Raw genomic sequence first — 16,849 nt, 5'->3', positions numbered from 1 at the left:
TATTAAGGTCTAAAAGCGCTAAAATCTATTTTTACTGAAAAGATATTAGAATATAAGGCGTTACCAACACTTCCTATATTTGTAAGTGCATAATCAATTTGAATTCCTTTGTATAAAAAGCCAACTCCAAGATTTGGTTGTACAGAAGTAGATTCCTCTCCAAACTCTTCAACTTTTTGAAAATTACCAATTCCAGCACGTAAAAATACTATATTATCATAATCTAATTGAAATCCAACAGCTGGATCTATACTTACAATTTCTGAAGAAATAATATCGTTTGTTTTAGCAAAACGCATATTTAAATCTACTTCTGTAAGTAAATTAAGATAACGTCCAACTCTAAATGTTTTTGCAACACCAAATTGTGCTTTTGGTTTTGTTATTTCTGTTGTTTCTGGTAATTCCTGATTTTCATCTGGAATGGCACTTTTAATTTTTTCAAACTCTTCTTCATCTATAGACCAAGAATTAAAGGTTGTAGTAATGTCTCTAAGCATTAACCCAAATTTCCAATCGTTTCGCTCAAACTGTAATCCTGCATCAAAACCAAATCCCCAAGAAGAAGCAAATTCCCCAATAATTCTACGTACAATTTTAGCGTTTACACCAATATGTAAATCTTTATGAATTAAATTCCGAGCATAAGAAACGTTAAATGCATAATCTGCAGCAGAGAACAAGCTAATTCTATTGTAATCAATATTTCCTTGACTGTCAATTAACTGTGTAGTGTTTAAAATATCATCTACACCAAAACGAATTATAGAAATACCAATAGCACTTCTGTCATCTATTGGCTTTGCATATGCAGCAAAATTATAATTTGCAATTCCTGCAAAATAAGAGGCGTGCATTAAAGAGCCTTGTGCGTCTTCTAAATTAACTAAACCAGCTGGATTCCAATAAGTAGAATTTACATCATTAGTAGAAGCAACAACTGCTTTGCTCATACCAAGTGCTTTTGCGTCAACACCAATATTTAAAAATTCATTGGAATAATTTCTAAACTGAGCGTTTGCAATAAGTGGTAAGAATAGTAAAAAAAGGAGTCGTGTTTTCAAATTAAAATGGGTTATTTACAAATATCTGAATTCCTATTAAAATAACTGTGTTTTTATAGATTTATTGCAAGTTAAAGAAGTAATTTATTTTTAATAAATGTTAGAATTTCATTCTCTAGCCAAGTATTTTCTTTTGCTGTAAATGAACTCATAAAACCAACATGACCGCCGTAATTAGTTTCCATAAAATGAAAAAGAGAAGAGTTTTCTGCTTCTTTAGTTGGATAACATTCTTTTGATAAAAAACTATCGTCTTTAGCGTTTATAAGAAGAGACGGAACCTTAATTTTAGGAATGTAAGGTTTACAACTTGCTTTTTCCCAATAATCTTCAGAGCTTTCAAATCCAAAAACAGGCACAGTAAATTGTTTTTCTATATGTCTAAACTTAGTGGCTTTGTACAGCAGTTTTTTATTTAATGTATAATCAGGAAACTTTTCTGCTTTTTCTAAAAGTTTAATTTTCATGGTTCTCATAAACTCTTGCATGTACAATTTGTTTTTGAGTTTATTCATTTCAACTTGTGCGGTTGTAATATCAATAGGAACAGAAACGGCAATTCCTCCTTTAACTTCTTTCGGAAGCGTTTTAGCAAATTCACCTAAATATTTAAGTGTCATATTTCCGCCAAGACTGTAGCCAACAACTACAATTTGTTTGTAATTGTAGTTTTCAACTAGGTAATCTACTACAAAATTAACATCATCAGTTTTACCTGAATGATAAGTTTGTAGCAGTAAATTATCTTCTCCGCTACAACCACGTAGATTTAAGCAAACAGTATCAAATTTGTTGTTATTGAGTAAATTAGCGGTAGAAACCATATAATGAGATTCAGAACTACCTTCTAAACCATGTATTAATAAAACGATAGACTCAGAATTTGTAAAAGAAAAATCTAAATCTAAAAAATCGTTGTCCCAAGTGGTAATTCTTTTTCGTTTATAGTTATTTGATTCTTTCATAAATAACGGACGATACATGGTGTTAAAATGACCGTTACGAAATGGAAGTGCAGGAGTGAAGTCAGTTTTTAGTATTGGCATTTTCTCAACAATTATTTTAACAAATATGATAAAATTTTGAAAAATGACAATCGTATTTTATATTTTCGTTGAAAACTAACAAAGATGAATATTAAAAGACACATTCCAAATTTACTAACCTTAGGAAACCTTTTCTGTGGAACAGTTGCTGCAATTTTTGCCGTTAAAGGAGATTTTGAAGGCGCAGCGTTATTGGTTGCTATTGGTATTGGGTTTGACTTTTTTGATGGTTTTGCAGCTCGTTTATTAAATGTTCAAGGAGAATTAGGTAAGCAATTAGATTCTTTGGCAGATATGGTTACAAGTGGTGTTGTGCCGGGAATTATAATGTTACAAATGCTTGTTAATGCATTTGATAAAGATGCTGTTGGTTATTTTGGAGTGGATTCAGAAGGTTTAACAGGAAGTTATATCCCGTACCTTGGTTTGCTATTAACTTTGGGAGCTTGTTATCGTTTAGCTAAATTTAATTTAGATGAAAATCAGACTGAAAGTTTTATTGGTTTACCAACACCAGCAATGAGTTTGTTTGTAATTTCTTTACCTTTAATTGCTGAATATTCGACACAAAGCTTCTTCGTAGAATTGGTGCAAAATAAATGGTTTTTAATAGTAATAACTTTACTTTTAAGTTATATAATGAATGCCAAATTACCTTTGTTCTCTTTAAAATTTAAAGATTTTTCATTCAAAAAGAATATAATTAAGTACTCTTTTTTAATTGCTTCTATAGTATTAATTGTATTGCTTCATTATGTAGCAATTCCTTTAATAATAGTATTGTATGTATTATTATCACTTATTAAAAAATAGAAAGCAGCTAATTTAATTGGCTTAAAATTTCTTTTTCTTTAACTCAAAGTCTTTACCAAGATATACTTTACGTACAGTTTCGTCAGCAGCTAATTCTTCTGGAGTTCCTTCTTTTAAAATACTACCTTGATACATTAAGTAAGAACGATCTGTAATTGCTAAAGTTGCTTGTACATCATGATCTGTAATTAAAATACCAATATTTTTATTTTTTAATTGCGCAACAATTCCTTGAATATCTTCAACAGCAATAGGATCTACACCGGCAAAAGGTTCGTCTAATAAAATAAAATTAGGGTCAGAAGCTAAACAACGTGCAATTTCTGTTCTTCTACGTTCTCCACCAGAAAGTAAATCACCTCTGTTTTTACGAACATGACCTAAACTAAACTCTTCAATAAGTTCTTCTAAGCGTTCTTTTTGTTGCTTTTTTGTTCTATCGGTAAATTCTAAAACCGACATAATATTGTCTTCAACAGATAGTTTTCTAAAAACAGAAGCTTCTTGTGCTAAATATCCAATTCCTTTCTGGGCGCGTTTGTACATGGCGTCTTCCGTAATAACTTCATCATTTAAATAAATAGTTCCACCGTTTGGCTTTACCATACCTACAATCATGTAAAATGAAGTTGTTTTTCCAGCTCCATTTGGTCCTAAAAGGCCAATAATTTCTCCTTGTTTAACTTCAAGAGAAATACCTTTTACAACCTTTCGGCTACCATATATTTTTTGAATATTGTCCGCTTTTAAAATCATTTTATTATTGAAAGATTAAATATTAAAAGATTGAATTCAAAAATAAGAATTAGATAATCTTAACTTCTTAATTTTATTGTAATTTTTTTAGTTTTGAATACTGAATACTGAATACTGAATACCGCTTACTGAATACCGCTTACTGTTTTTCTTCTTCTAAAAGCTCCCAATATTCTAGCGCTTTTCTTAAATGCGGAATTACAATTGTACCACCAACTAAATTAGCAATAGACATTGTTTCCATCATTTCTTCTTTAGAAACTCCACTTTCCATAGCCGATTCTAGGTGATATTGAATACAATCATCACATCTTAAAACTGCTGACGCTACTAAACCTAATAACTCCTTTGTCTTTACAGGAAGGTGTCCTTCTTTAAAAGCATTGGTATCTAAATTGAAAATTCTTTTTATTACTTTATTATCTGTAGCTAAAATTTTCTCGTTCATTTTTGAACGATATTCATTAAACTCTTGGATTTTTTTCGACATTTTTTTGTTGTTTTTTGATAACAAATTTTGAAACGTAAATACTAATTTCGTATAAAATCATAATTGGAACTGCCACAATTATTTGGCTTGCTACGTCTGGAGGTGTAATAATTGCTGATAAAACTAAAACTACAACTAAAGCGTGTTTTCTATAAGTTCTTAGGAATTCTGGAGTAACTAAACCAATTTTTGATAAAAAATAGATTACTACAGGTAACTCAAAAAATACTGCAACTCCTAAAAGAGTATTGGTGATTAAGCTTACATAACCATCTAGTTTAAAATTATTTACAACTAAGTCGGAAATTTGATAATTGTAAAAGAAATAAACTGACATTGGTAAAATTACATAGTAACTAAAAAGCACTCCAAGAAAGAATAAAAAAGAGGAAACAAAAATAAAACCTTTAGATTTTTTTCGTTCACTGCTATGTAAACCCGGTGCAATAAATTTCCAAAATTCCCATAAAATATAAGGAAATGAAAAGATAAAACCAAGAATTAAAGACGTCCAAACCGCAGTCATTAATTGCTGTGTAGGATTTAAACTTTGTAAGGTTTGACTAAATGATAAGTCACAAAAACTACTATCAATTCCAATAGCACTAAAAACTTTACATAAAAATTGATAGGTTGGAAAATCAGGTCTTAAATGCGCAAATAAAACCGTATCAAAAATAAAAGTTTGGAAAGTAAATACAAGTATACCTACAATAAATATAGCTACAAAACTTCTTACCAAATGCCATCTTAATTCTTCAAGATGGTCTAAAAAAGACATTTCTTTTTCTACAGCCATTTTAAAATATTCCTTCTTTTAGTAAATCGTGTAAATGAACAACACCAACATACTTTTTGTTATCGTCAGTAACTAAAATTTGTGTTATACTGTTGTTTTCTAGTGTTTCCAAAGCATCAACAGCCATTGCTGTTTGGTTAATTGTTTTTGGATTTTTACTCATTATATCATTAGCTGTTAAACTATCAATTTTGGTAGTTTTATTAAGCATTCGTCTTATATCTCCATCAGTTATAATTCCTTCAATTTTTCCTTCGGAAGAAGTAACAGCTGTTACACCCAATCGTTTTTCAGAAATCTCTACAATTACTTTTGCAACCACATCGTTTGAAACAACTTGGGGTTTTTCGTTTTTATCAATTAAATCAGAAACACGTAAATATAATCGTTTCCCTAATGCGCCTCCTGGATGATATTTGGCAAAATCTTTACTCGTAAAACCGCGTAAATCTAATAGGCAAACTGCAAGTGCATCTCCCATTACTAATTGAGCTGTTGTGCTTGTTGTTGGCGCTAAATTATTAGGGCAAGCTTCTTTTTCTACAAAAGAATTTAAAGTATAATCTGCATTCTTCCCTAGAAAAGAATCTTTATTACCAGTTATGGCAATTACTTTATTATTAGAATTCTTAATTAATGGAACTAAAACCTTAATTTCAGGTGTATTTCCACTTTTAGAAATACATATTACAGCATCTCCTTTTTGGATAATACCCAAATCTCCATGAATTGCATCGGCAGCGTGCATAAAAATTGCTGGAGTTCCGGTAGAGTTTAAAGTAGCTACAATTTTAGTAGCAATATTAGCACTTTTACCAATACCAGTAACAATAACACGTCCATTGGTATTGTAAATATATTTTACAGCTTCTTCAAAATCACTATCTAATAAAGTAGTTAAATTTGCTATCGAAGTGCTTTCTAAGAGAATTGTTTCTTTGGCAGTAGCCAATATTGAACTGAAATCTTTCAAAATTTTGAATGGTTTTGTGTCTAAAAATCAGACTGTAAAAATACGTATTATTTATTTTTAAATATAAGATTAAATTAGATGTTTTAATATCTATTTTTTTTTGTAAATTACTTCACATTTTTTACTCAAACTAATTCTTAAAAATGAATAGTGATTCTTTGGACTTATACGGTCCGTTAAAAAAGTTTTTTGGTTTTAGCCAATTTAAAGGTTTACAGGAACAAGTAATTACAAGTATTTTAAAAAACGAAAATACATTTGTAATTATGCCAACTGGTGGAGGGAAATCTCTGTGTTATCAATTACCAGCATTGATGAAAGAAGGTACAGCAATTGTAGTTTCTCCTTTAATTGCCTTAATGAAAAATCAAGTAGATGCCATTCGTGGTATTTCTGAACATCATGGTATTGCACATGTTTTAAATTCATCCTTAAATAAATCAGAAGTAAATCAAGTTAAAGAAGACATTGCGTCGGGCATTACAAAATTATTGTATGTAGCTCCTGAGTCTTTAATAAAAGAAGAATATGCTTCATTTTTAAGAACACAAAAAATATCTTTTGTTGCAATTGATGAAGCACATTGTATTTCTGAATGGGGGCACGACTTTAGACCAGAATATAGAAATTTACGTCATATAATTAAGCAGATAGACAATGTACCAATTATTGGTTTAACTGCAACTGCTACCGAAAAAGTACAAGAAGATATTCTTAAAACTTTAGGTATGAGTGATGCTAATACTTTTAAAGCATCCTTTAATAGACCTAATTTATTCTATGAAGTACGTCCAAAAACGAATGAAATAGAAAAAGATATAATCCGTTTTATTAAACAACATCCAGGAAAATCTGGAATTGTGTACTGTTTAAGTAGAAAGAAAGTTGAGGAAATTGCTCAAGTTTTACAAGTAAACGGAATTAATGCAGTGCCATATCATGCTGGTTTTGATGCAAAAACGCGTGCAAAACATCAAGATATGTTCTTAATGGAAGATTGCGACGTAGTTGTAGCTACCATTGCATTTGGTATGGGAATTGACAAACCAGATGTTCGTTATGTAATACATCATGATATACCAAAAAGTTTAGAAAGTTATTACCAAGAAACAGGTAGAGCAGGACGTGATGACGGAGAAGGGATTTGTTTAACTTTTTATGCATATAAAGACATAGAAAAGTTAGAGAAATTTATGGCTAACAAGCCTGTGGCTGAGCAAGAAATTGGTCATGCATTATTACAGGAGGTTGTAGGTTATGCAGAAACGTCTATGAATAGGCGTAAATATTTATTGCATTATTTCGGTGAAGAATTCGATGAAATTAACGGACTTGGTGCGGATATGGATGATAATACTAGAAATCCGAAGAAAAAAAGTGAAGCGAAAGATGATGTTGTAACAATTTTAGATGTTGTTGCTAAAACCAATCAACAATACAAAGCAAAAGAAATTGTAAATACCATTATTGGTAAAGAAAACGCACTGTTGAAATCTCATAAAACCACAGCCCAACCATTTTTTGGAGTAGGTAAGGAGAGAACTGCATTGTATTGGATGGCATTAATTCGTCAAATATTGGTTGTAAACCTAATTAGAAAAGAAATTGAACAATACGGAGTTATTAAATTAACAGATGAAGGAAAAGGTTTTGCTAAAAATCCAACTTCATTTATGATGACTGAAGATCATTCTTATAATGTAAAAGATGATGGAAGCATAATTACAAATCCAAAAGCAGCAGGAGGAACTGATGAAAAATTAGTTAAGTTTTTAAAAGACTTACGAAAGCAAGTTGCTAAAAAACATAATGTACCGCCATTTGCAGTTTTTCAAGACCCTTCTTTAGCAGATATGGCTTTAAAATACCCAATCAATTTAGAAGAACTTTCTAAGGTTCATGGAGTTGGTGAAGGTAAAGCTCGTAAGTTTGGTAAAGATTTTGTAAAATTAATTACAACTTATGTTGAAGATAATGATATTACAAGACCAGACGATTTAATTGTAAAAAGTACAGGTGTAAACTCTGGACTAAAATTGTATATCATTCAAAATACAGATAGAAAATTACCACTTGAAGATATTGCTAAAGCAAAAGGTTTAAAACTAGAAGAGCTTATTAAGGAAATGGAAGCTATTATTTTTTCTGGTACCAAGTTAAATATCTCGTATGCTGTTGATGATTTATTAGATGAAGATCAGCAAGAAGAAATTCACGATTATTTTATGGAAGCAGAAACAGATAAAATTCAAGATGCTTTAGATGAATTTGATGGAGAATATGATTTAGATGAATTACGTTTAATGCGAATTAAGTTTACGAATGAAGTTGCTAATTAGCAGCTACCAATTCTTAACTTAAAAGTAAAGTATAAAAAAAGAGCAATTCTAAATTTAGAATTGCTCTTTTTTTATGTGATAAATATTTTATCTTTCTCTACGTCTTCTTCCGAAACCGCCAGTATTTTTATCTTTTGTACTTCTATCTGGTCTATCAGAAGATCTAGAAGATCTTTTGTTACTAGAACCTTCAGAACTTCTACGTCTTCCAAAACTTCCGCCACCACTTTTTCTATCACCGCCGCCAAAAGATCTTCTTCCACCGCCGCCGCGTTTTCTTCCACCGCCTTCACGTTTTTTAGTGATTTCAATGTTTACACCTCTTCCTTCAAAATCTGGAGAGTTTGCTTGGAAAGCATCTAAAGTTGCAGCTTCAAAGTTTTTATCTAATTCAAAGAAAGAGAACGTATCTAAAATATCAATAGCTCCAATTTCTACTTTATTACCAATGTTTTGGTCGTTAATTAAACCAATTAATCTTGCAGGATTTAATTTATCTTTTCTACCAATATTAATAAAGAAACGTGTCATGTTTTCGTTAGAAGCTCCTCTTCTAGAGCTATCTCTGTTAGAAGACATGTCATTTAAATCTTTAGAGTTTTCGTAGTACGATAAGAATTTGTTAAACTCTAAAGAGACAAATTTCTGAACTAACTCTTCACGAGTTAATCCTTCTAATTTCTCATAAATACTTGGTAAGAACTCATTAAGTTCACCTTCGTTTACTTCAGTTTTTTGTACTTTATCAATTAAGTGTAATAATTGATTCTGACAAATTTGTTTACCAGTAGGAACTTGTGTGTGAGCAAATTTCTTTTTGATTATACGTTCAATAGAACGTAATCTACCTTGTTCTTTTTTACTAACTAAAGCAATAGAAATACCTTTACTTCCTGCACGTCCTGTACGTCCGCTTCGGTGATTGTAGTTTTCTATTTGGTCTGGTAATTTATGGTTGATAACGTGTGTTAAATCATTAACATCAATACCACGTGCTGCAACATCTGTTGCTACTAATATTTGTATAGTTTTAGCACGAAATTTCTCCATTACAGAGTCTCTTTGTCCTTGAGATAAATCTCCATGTAAAGAGTCAGCACTATAACCGTCTTGTATTAATTTATCTGCAACTTCTTGTGTTTCTCTACGAGTTCTACAGAAAATAATTGCATAAATATCAGGATTTAAATCAGAAATTCTTTTTAATGCTTGGTAGCGTGTTCTCTCCGAAACTAAATAGTATTCATGAGAAACATTATCTGAACCTGTGTTTTTTTCACCTGAAGTTATTTCAACAGGCTGTGTCATATAATTTCTTGCAATAGATTCTACTTCTCTTGGAAAAGTTGCAGAAAATAATAAGGTTTGTTTGCTGTCTGGAGTTGCATCTAAAACTTTATCAAGTTCATCTTTGAAACCCATGTTAAGCATTTCATCAGCTTCATCTAAAACTAACCATTTTACATTACCTAATTTTAAGGCTCTTCTGTTAATTAAATCAACTGTTCTACCAGGAGTTCCAACTACAATTTGAACACCTCTTTTAAGTTTTCTAATTTGTTCGTCTATATTAGAACCACCGTAAACTGTTGTTACTTTTAAGTTTGGTAAATATTTAGTAAAATCTTCAATGTTTTTACCAATTTGTACCGCTAACTCACGAGTTGGAGACAATATAATTGCCTGTACATTTGAGTTTGTTTGATCAGCTAACTCTATAATAGGTAAACTAAAAGCTGCGGTTTTTCCTGTACCAGTTTGAGCAAATGCTTTTAAATCTGTATCAGAAGAAATAATTTGTGGAATTGCTTTTTCTTGAATTACTGTAGGCTTTTCATATCCTAAATCAATTAAAGCTCTTGTAATAGGTTCTTGTAAACCTAAGTCTAAAAATGTGGTCATATCTGTATTTTTTGTAGAATCTACAGAATGCCAACTGTAAATTCACCGTTTATAATTCGACGTGATTTTATTTCACACAGTGAAATTTAAAATCGTGCAAAGGTAGGTTAAATTTAATGGTTAGCCTTAATTTATTAGTTTTTTTCTAAATCGGCTATTTGTTGATTGATTTTTTTAGAAGATAAAGCACCAAAACCATTAACAACAATTCCTTTGTTATTTACCAAAATAGTTCTTGGATAATTACTTGTTAAGAATTGTTTTGCGGCACTTTCTGTAGGTAAATAGTATTGTTTACTAATATCAATACCTTTTACAGTATAATTTTTATTATTAGTTACATTAATAATAATGAAAGAACTTTTTGGATTATTGTTCTCTAAAAATGTGATACGTTTTGCTACCCATTCATCAGAATAGTGTGTAGGATTTCTAAAATAAAGAACACATTTTTTATTTTTAATTAAATTTTTACTGCTTTTGGTAACTCCAGCATAACTAATTGCATTAAAATCAGGTAATTTGTCTCCTTTGTTAAGGTTTTTAGCGTCATTTAATAAACGCTGAATTTGTTTTTTATCTTCAATATTACTACTCAATTTAAAGAAGGTGTAAAACGCATCTTTATTTAAAGTACAACTAGACTTATTGTAAAAATGACGAATTGTTGCATGACGTAAATAGACATTCTTTAATTCCTCTGTTTTTATGTTAGCATCAATATTCTTTAATAAAGCAACAGTAAATTCATCTGTATTTTTCTTATAGCCTTGCTGATACGTATTACTATATATACGTGTCATAACATACTCACTATACGCATTAAAAAACATTATAGAATCTAAGCCCATATAAACATCATTTCTATGTTTAAAAAACTTAGAGCTAAGTTTTACGGTGTCTTGAGAGCTTTCCTTTTCTATTATATAATCTTCTACTTGTGTGTAAATAGGGTATTTATGGCTAATGTCTAAAATTTTCAAAAACTTTTCAGAAACATCAGGGTGTTGAATTTTATAGTTTGCTATTTTTTTATCTTTTGAAGCTATTAATTCATTTACCTTTTCAATATAACCTTCAGGCTTTTCTTTTACTAAATCATAAAACAATTTTTCTTCTTTTTCATTTTGTAAAAAAGATTCAATTAAAGTGTTGTTTTTAGCTGCACTTGTTCCACTGTAAACTAAAGATTCATCAAAATCCCAAGTATTTAAGCGTAATAATAAACTATCTTGTGGTTCTAAATAAATATATTGATGTTCTGGCCCATGCTTAAAGTAGAATAAGCCTTCTTTTAAACTATCAATTTTTCCAAGAAATGTATTATCATCTTTAAGGTAAATTGTGTCTAATGCTTTTTCAAAATCGAATAAAATAACATTGTTAGATTTTGGGTGTAAAATTTTACCACCAAAATAGGTTGCTTTGTGTTCTTTGGTTTTACAGCCAAAAGCAGTAATTAATAGTATAAAGGGTACTAAATATCTCATTAAAAATATTAAAATTCAAAAAAACTATCTCGTAACAAAAATACTATCAAAATTAAGATGGAGATGTTAATTCGTTGTTAAAACACTTTTAAAATATGACGAAAATTTAAGGTATATCTGAAAAATCAACCTAAAAAAAACATTGAAAATCAATGCGAAAAAACTATTTTTGCCAAAATTTTAAAAGCGTAATAAATGTTATCAGTTTCTAATTTATCTGTACAATTCGGAAAAAGAATTTTGTTTGATGAAGTAAATACCAAATTTGTACAAGGTAATTGCTATGGAATTATAGGTGCCAACGGAGCAGGGAAATCTACTTTCTTAAAGATTTTATCTGGAGTACAAGAGCCAACTTCTGGCCATGTTCATTTAGAGCCTGGAAAAAGGATGTCCGTTTTAACCCAAGATCACTATGCTTTTGATGAATTTACAGCACTAGAAGCTGTATTAATGGGAAATAAAGAATTGCATAAAATTAAATCTGAAATTGATGCTTTATATGCAGATTATACAGATGAAAATGCAGAGAAAATTGGTGAACTTCAAGTTAAGTTTGAAGAAATGGATGGTTGGAACGCAGATTCTGCTGCAGCTACATTACTTTCTAACTTAGGTATAAAAGAAGATAATCACTATACTTTATTGGCAGATTTAGATTCTAAGAAAAAAGTAAGAATTTTATTAGCACAAGCTTTATTTGGTAATCCTGATGTATTAATTATGGATGAGCCAACCAACGATTTAGATTTTGAAACGATTGCTTGGTTAGAAAACTTTTTAGCTAATTACGATAATACAGTAATTGTAGTATCGCATGACCGTCACTTTTTAGATGCGGTTTGTACACATATTTCTGATATAGATTTTGGTAAGATTAATAATTATTCTGGTAACTATACTTTTTGGTATGAGTCTAGTCAATTAGCAGCAAAACAACGTGCACAACAAAATAAAAAGGCAGAAGACAAAAAGAAAGAATTAGAAGAATTTATTCGTCGTTTTTCTGCAAATATGGCAAAATCTAAACAAGCTACTTCAAGAAAGAAGATGATAGATAAGTTAAATGTAGAAGATATTAAACCATCTTCAAGAAGATATCCTGCCATAATTTTTGATAGAGACAGAGAAGCTGGAGATCAAATATTAAATATTGAAGGATTAGAAAAGAATTTTGAAGGTGAAGCATTATTTTCTAAAGTAGATATTAATTTAAACAAAGGAGATAAAGTAGCAATTATTTCTAAGAGTTCTAAAGCTGTTTCAGAATTTTACCAAGTAATTTCAGGTAATATTGAGCCAGATGCAGGAAAGTTTTCTTGGGGTGTAACTACAACTCAATCTTATTTGCCAGCTGATAATACTTCATTCTTTCAAAATGGTGAATTAGATTTGGTAGATTGGTTACGCCAATATGCACAAACTGAAGAAGAACGCGAGGAAGTACACATACGTGGTTTTTTAGGGAAAATGATTTTTTCTGGAGAAGAAGCTCTTAAGAAAAGCAATGTATTATCTGGAGGAGAAAAAGTTCGCTGTATGTTATCTAGAATGATGATGACTAGAGCAAACGTTTTAATGTTAGACGAACCAACAAACCACTTAGATTTAGAATCTATACAAGCTTTGAATAATTCTTTAATTAACTTTAAAGGAACTATTTTGTTCTCTACACATGATCACGAGTTTGCGCAAACTGTTGCTAACAGAATTATAGAAATTACACCAAAAGGAGTTATAGATAAATACTCGACTTTTGATGATTACTTAGCAGATCCAAAAGTTAAAGAATTACGAAATAAAATGTACTCTTAATTGAGTTAGATTGTTTACTGTTATAAAATAAAAAGGTTGAAATGTTTAAAACATATTCAACCTTTTTCATTTTGCTAATTCTTCTGTAACGGACTAATAATTTGTACATCGCTAAAGGCAATTGCGCCTCTAATTACACCATCAATAGTGTCATTTAAAGCTTTTATCAATTGCATTTTTAATTGCGATTTATGATAAATTAAACTTACTTCTCTTGCTGGAGGCGGACTCGTAAACGCTCTTAAATGTTTTTTGTCTAGTTCACTTAAATCTAACGTATGTAAATAGGGTAGAAGTGTCATTCCTAATCCTTCTTTAGAAAGTTTGATTAACGTATCAAAACTTCCGCTTTCTAATTGAAATCCTTTTTTGTTATCCGCTTTATGAGTTCTACATAAATTTATAACGCTATCTTTAAAACAATGACCGTCTTCTAATAACAAGATATCATCCATTTCTAATTCATCAGAAGTTATTTCTTTTTTGCTATAAAGTCTATGATTTTCAGGAACTAAGCCAATAAAAGGTTCATAATATAATGGTTTCTCTTTTATCGCTTCATTTTCTAACGGAGTTGCAGCAATTGCAGCATCTATATGACCATCAGTTAATTTTCTAACAATTTCTTCTGTAGTTAATTCTTCAATAATTAATTTAACTTTTGGATATTTCTTAGTAAAATTATTTAAGAACATTGGTAATAAAGTTGGCATTACTGTTGGTATAATTCCAAGTTTAAACTCGCCACCAACATAGCCTTTTTGCTGATGTACAATATCTAAAATTCTATTACTTTCATCAACAATTACTTTTGCTTGTTCAACTATTCGTTTACCAACTTCGGTTAATTGAATAGGTTTTTTAGAACGATTAAATATTTTTGCATCCAATTCATCTTCTAATTTCTGAATTTGCATGCTTAATGTTGGTTGTGTAACAAAACTATGCTCTGCAGCTATTGTAAAATTGTGATATTCTGCAACAGACAAAACATATTTTAATTGAGTTATAGTCATTTTGTATAATAATTTTTGATAAAGATATTAAAACTATCAATTGTAATTATAGTTTATCTTCATAAATTTTTCAGAAATTTGTATAACAATAAAAATTAATAAATTATGAAATCAAATATAATAGGATTAGATCAAGAAAAATCAACAAAACTAGTTAACGAATTAAATGTATTACTAGCAAATTTTCAAGTGTATTATCAGAATGTAAGAGGTTTGCATTGGAATATTAAAGGGAAAAATTTTTTTGAATTGCACGTTAAATTTGAAGAATTTTACACGGACGCCCAAGAAAAAGTAGATTTAATTGCAGAGCGTATTTTAACATTACAAGGAACACCGTTACATACTTTTAGCGATTACTCTAAGGTTGCGTCTGTTTCTGTAGGAAAAAATATTTCTAATGATAATGAAGCTGTACAATTAGTTGTTACTTCAATTTCTGAATTATTAAAAATAGAGCGTTCTATTTTAAATTTAGCTGATGAAGCAGAAGATGAGGGTACAAATTCTATGATGAGTGATTTTATTGCAGAACAAGAAAAAACCTTATGGATGATGAACGCTTGGTTAGGTTAGATTTCAATTGGCAGTTGGCAGTTGCAGTTTTCAGTAAATAAAAAAGGCAGTTACATTTAAATGTAACTGCCTTTTTTATCAATATATTTTAGAACTAAAATTATTTTTTAGTTGTAGTATTTTCAGCTAATAACTTCTTTTGGTAACGTCCTTGTACAACATCTACAATTATTAAAATTGCCAATACAAAATAGAACGTAGTTTTACTCATTGGTACAATTTCGTTTCCAAAAAGTTTTATGTGCGCTAAATGTCCACCTTCAGTAACCAACATTATTCCTACAATAAAAAGGATAAATAATCCTAATACTTCATACATTCTGTTTTTTGCTAAAAAAGTTGATATTCTATCTGCTAAAACTAACATTAGTAAACCACTAATTACAATAGCAATTGCCATAACAATAAAAGCAGTTGTGCTGCTCTCAATTTCACTTGTAAGACCAATTGCAGCTAAAATTGAATCGAATGAAAAAACAAGATTCATTAAAACAATACTTGCAATTACTGCGTTAGAAGATTTTTTTCCTTTTGTTGGGTCTTCTCCAACACCGTGAGCTAAATTGTCACTTCCAATCATATGCCAAATCTCTTTTATTGCGGTGTAAATAATAAATCCACCTCCAAGTAAAACGATGATACTGTGTCCGTTAAAAGCAAATTTTACAATATCTTTAATTTCACCAGTTAAAAACGAAAAAGGTTCTTGAAAATAATCGATGATAGAAACTAATAAAAATAATAATACAATTCTTAATACAATAGCAATTAAAATTCCGATTTTACGAACTCTTTTTTGATCTGCTAAAGGGGCTTTTTTAGATTCTAATGAAATGTATAATAAATTGTCGAATCCTAATACAGCTTGTAATAAGATTAACATTAATAGTGTAAAAATAATTCCTGCCATTTGTTTTTATTTGAGGTTCAAAGATATCAAAAAAGATATTTCCACAAAATTCTGATACTTACAAATGCAATTAAAATTGCAGTCGCTTTTTTTAGTTGAATTGGAGTGAATAATTTGTTGCTCATTCTATTACCAATTTGTCCGCCAACAAGCACTGTAACTATTAATATTGAAGTTAAATTCCAATCAATTATAAAATCAGGGTTTGTGTATTGCCCTGCTAAACCAGCAATAGAATTAACTAGAATAAAAAAACTAGCAGTTGCAGCAATTTTTTTTGGAGAATCCCAATTAGTTAAATGGAGTAATGGAGCAAGAAAAATTCCGCCACCAATACCAACCATACCAGAAATAAAACCAATTATTCCGCCAAAACTTGCGTTTTTAGTTGTTGATATTTTGGTTTGTTTTTCTTCCGAAGAAATAATTCGTTTAGAAATCCACATAGTAATAGCAGCAAACAACAATGTAAAGCCTAAAAGGATAAAAAAGAAAGTCTGTTTAATTTGTAAAAAACCACCTACAAAAGCCAATGGAACACTCCATAAAACTAGCGGAATTACTTTTTTCCAATTAAATAATTTTTCCTTTTGAAAGAGAAAAACATTTCCTAAAACCACAACAATATTACAAAGTAAAGCAGTTGATCTAATTTGAGTAAAAGCGATTCCGGTTAAAGCTAAAATTGCCAAATAACTAGATCCACCACCAAAACCAACAGCAGCATATAAGACAGCTACTGTAAAAAAAAGTAAAATGATATACCAATTTTCTATGAACGTTTCTAATATCATAAAACGAATATATATTTTTATTTAGAGAACTTATTACTTGTTGGTATATTTGTATATATAATCTAT

15 protein-coding genes are annotated in these 16,849 nt (G+C 29.9%); 4 read left to right on the top strand and 11 right to left on the bottom strand.

What is annotated here, in order from left to right; all coding sequences use genetic code 11:
• Positions 1-2 precede the first annotated feature (2 nt).
• Together LPB136_RS04620 and LPB136_RS04615 are read right to left on the bottom strand one after the other, a co-directional pair.
• Entirely contained in the window at positions 3-1,064 is a 1,062-nt protein-coding gene (locus LPB136_RS04620) for a putative type IX sorting system protein PorV2 (RefSeq protein WP_083426177.1), read from the bottom strand.
• 71 nt (positions 1,065-1,135) lie between these two features.
• Positions 1,136-2,110, bottom strand: coding sequence for a YheT family hydrolase (locus tag LPB136_RS04615; protein WP_072555007.1), 975 nt, complete (start codon positions 2,108-2,110; stop codon positions 1,136-1,138).
• 84 nt (positions 2,111-2,194) lie between these two features.
• On the opposite strand from LPB136_RS04615, the gene LPB136_RS04610 reads away from it, so the two are divergent.
• Complete coding sequence (locus LPB136_RS04610) at positions 2,195-2,923, top strand: CDP-alcohol phosphatidyltransferase family protein (protein WP_204218372.1); 729 nt, start codon at positions 2,195-2,197, stop codon at positions 2,921-2,923.
• A gap of 21 nt (positions 2,924-2,944) precedes the next feature.
• Here LPB136_RS04610 and lptB read toward each other — a convergent pair whose 3' ends face one another.
• The 4 genes from lptB to LPB136_RS04590 all read right to left on the bottom strand — a co-directional run bounded on the left by lptB (position 2,945) and on the right by LPB136_RS04590 (position 5,941).
• Entirely contained in the window at positions 2,945-3,679 is a 735-nt protein-coding gene (gene lptB / locus LPB136_RS04605; protein WP_072555006.1) for an LPS export ABC transporter ATP-binding protein, read from the bottom strand.
• Positions 3,680-3,818: 139 nt separating this feature from the next.
• A complete protein-coding gene (locus tag LPB136_RS04600) occupies positions 3,819-4,169 on the bottom strand; it encodes a carboxymuconolactone decarboxylase family protein (protein ID WP_072555005.1) in 351 nt (116 codons plus the stop codon).
• Entirely contained in the window at positions 4,144-4,968 is an 825-nt protein-coding gene (tatC, locus tag LPB136_RS04595; RefSeq protein ID WP_072555004.1) for a twin-arginine translocase subunit TatC, read from the bottom strand. Before tatC ends, LPB136_RS04600 begins: the two co-directional genes overlap by 26 nt.
• Before the next feature lies 1 nt (position 4,969).
• Positions 4,970-5,941 carry a KpsF/GutQ family sugar-phosphate isomerase gene (locus tag LPB136_RS04590; protein WP_072555003.1) on the bottom strand — a complete coding sequence of 324 codons (972 nt, stop codon included), beginning with the start codon at positions 5,939-5,941 and terminating at the stop codon, positions 4,970-4,972.
• Positions 5,942-6,084: 143 nt separating this feature from the next.
• Between LPB136_RS04590 and LPB136_RS04585 the strand changes: the two genes are divergently transcribed.
• Positions 6,085-8,280 carry a RecQ family ATP-dependent DNA helicase gene (locus tag LPB136_RS04585; protein WP_072555002.1) on the top strand — a complete coding sequence of 732 codons (2,196 nt, stop codon included), beginning with the start codon at positions 6,085-6,087 and terminating at the stop codon, positions 8,278-8,280.
• Between the two features lie 87 nt (positions 8,281-8,367).
• On the opposite strand, the gene LPB136_RS04580 is transcribed toward LPB136_RS04585, so the two are convergent.
• Both LPB136_RS04580 and LPB136_RS04575 read right to left on the bottom strand, forming a co-directional pair.
• A complete protein-coding gene (locus tag LPB136_RS04580) occupies positions 8,368-10,182 on the bottom strand; it encodes a DEAD/DEAH box helicase (protein ID WP_072555001.1) in 1,815 nt (604 codons plus the stop codon).
• A gap of 134 nt (positions 10,183-10,316) precedes the next feature.
• A complete protein-coding gene (locus LPB136_RS04575) occupies positions 10,317-11,672 on the bottom strand; it encodes a hypothetical protein (RefSeq protein WP_072555000.1) in 1,356 nt (451 codons plus the stop codon).
• Positions 11,673-11,867: 195 nt separating this feature from the next.
• On the opposite strand from LPB136_RS04575, the gene LPB136_RS04570 reads away from it, so the two are divergent.
• Entirely contained in the window at positions 11,868-13,487 is a 1,620-nt protein-coding gene (locus LPB136_RS04570; protein WP_072554999.1) for an ABC-F family ATP-binding cassette domain-containing protein, read from the top strand.
• A gap of 74 nt (positions 13,488-13,561) precedes the next feature.
• Here the strand turns inward: LPB136_RS04570 and LPB136_RS04565 are convergent, their stop codons facing one another.
• A complete protein-coding gene (locus LPB136_RS04565; protein ID WP_072554998.1) occupies positions 13,562-14,503 on the bottom strand; it encodes a hydrogen peroxide-inducible genes activator in 942 nt (313 codons plus the stop codon).
• Positions 14,504-14,608: 105 nt separating this feature from the next.
• On the opposite strand from LPB136_RS04565, the gene LPB136_RS04560 reads away from it, so the two are divergent.
• On the top strand, positions 14,609-15,079 hold the full coding sequence (locus tag LPB136_RS04560; protein WP_072554997.1) for a Dps family protein: 471 nt from the start codon (positions 14,609-14,611) through the stop codon (positions 15,077-15,079).
• 100 nt (positions 15,080-15,179) lie between these two features.
• On the opposite strand, the gene LPB136_RS04555 is transcribed toward LPB136_RS04560, so the two are convergent.
• Together LPB136_RS04555 and LPB136_RS04550 are read right to left on the bottom strand one after the other, a co-directional pair.
• Positions 15,180-15,989, bottom strand: a complete 810-nt coding sequence (locus tag LPB136_RS04555; RefSeq protein WP_072554996.1) for a TerC family protein — start codon at positions 15,987-15,989, stop codon at positions 15,180-15,182.
• Positions 15,990-16,015: 26 nt separating this feature from the next.
• The gene (locus LPB136_RS04550; RefSeq protein ID WP_072554995.1) at positions 16,016-16,783 is read right to left on the bottom strand and encodes a sulfite exporter TauE/SafE family protein; all 768 of its coding nucleotides are present in this window, start codon (positions 16,781-16,783) and stop codon (positions 16,016-16,018) included.
• Positions 16,784-16,849: the final 66 nt, after the last annotated feature.

The organism is Tenacibaculum todarodis, from assembly GCF_001889045.1.
GTDB classification, from domain to species: domain Bacteria; phylum Bacteroidota; class Bacteroidia; order Flavobacteriales; family Flavobacteriaceae; genus Polaribacter; species Polaribacter todarodis.
Note: the sequence above shows the minus strand (reverse complement) of the source record. Positions and strands in the feature narration are given on the sequence as shown.

Coding starts and splice junctions, on each gene's coding strand:
- lptB (WP_072555006.1), bottom strand. CDS start 3,679: ATGATTTTAAAAGCGGACAATATTCAAAAAATATATGGTAGCCGAAAG.
- LPB136_RS04615 (WP_072555007.1), bottom strand. CDS start 2,110: ATGCCAATACTAAAAACTGACTTCACTCCTGCACTTCCATTTCGTAAC.
- LPB136_RS04550 (WP_072554995.1), bottom strand. CDS start 16,783: ATGATATTAGAAACGTTCATAGAAAATTGGTATATCATTTTACTTTTT.
- LPB136_RS04565 (WP_072554998.1), bottom strand. CDS start 14,503: ATGACTATAACTCAATTAAAATATGTTTTGTCTGTTGCAGAATATCAC.
- LPB136_RS04555 (WP_072554996.1), bottom strand. CDS start 15,989: ATGGCAGGAATTATTTTTACACTATTAATGTTAATCTTATTACAAGCT.
- LPB136_RS04570 (WP_072554999.1), top strand. CDS start 11,868: ATGTTATCAGTTTCTAATTTATCTGTACAATTCGGAAAAAGAATTTTG.
- LPB136_RS04610 (WP_204218372.1), top strand. CDS start 2,195: ATGAATATTAAAAGACACATTCCAAATTTACTAACCTTAGGAAACCTT.
- LPB136_RS04580 (WP_072555001.1), bottom strand. CDS start 10,182: ATGACCACATTTTTAGACTTAGGTTTACAAGAACCTATTACAAGAGCT.
- LPB136_RS04585 (WP_072555002.1), top strand. CDS start 6,085: ATGAATAGTGATTCTTTGGACTTATACGGTCCGTTAAAAAAGTTTTTT.
- tatC (WP_072555004.1), bottom strand. CDS start 4,968: ATGGCTGTAGAAAAAGAAATGTCTTTTTTAGACCATCTTGAAGAATTA.
- LPB136_RS04575 (WP_072555000.1), bottom strand. CDS start 11,672: ATGAGATATTTAGTACCCTTTATACTATTAATTACTGCTTTTGGCTGT.
- LPB136_RS04560 (WP_072554997.1), top strand. CDS start 14,609: ATGAAATCAAATATAATAGGATTAGATCAAGAAAAATCAACAAAACTA.
- LPB136_RS04600 (WP_072555005.1), bottom strand. CDS start 4,169: ATGTCGAAAAAAATCCAAGAGTTTAATGAATATCGTTCAAAAATGAAC.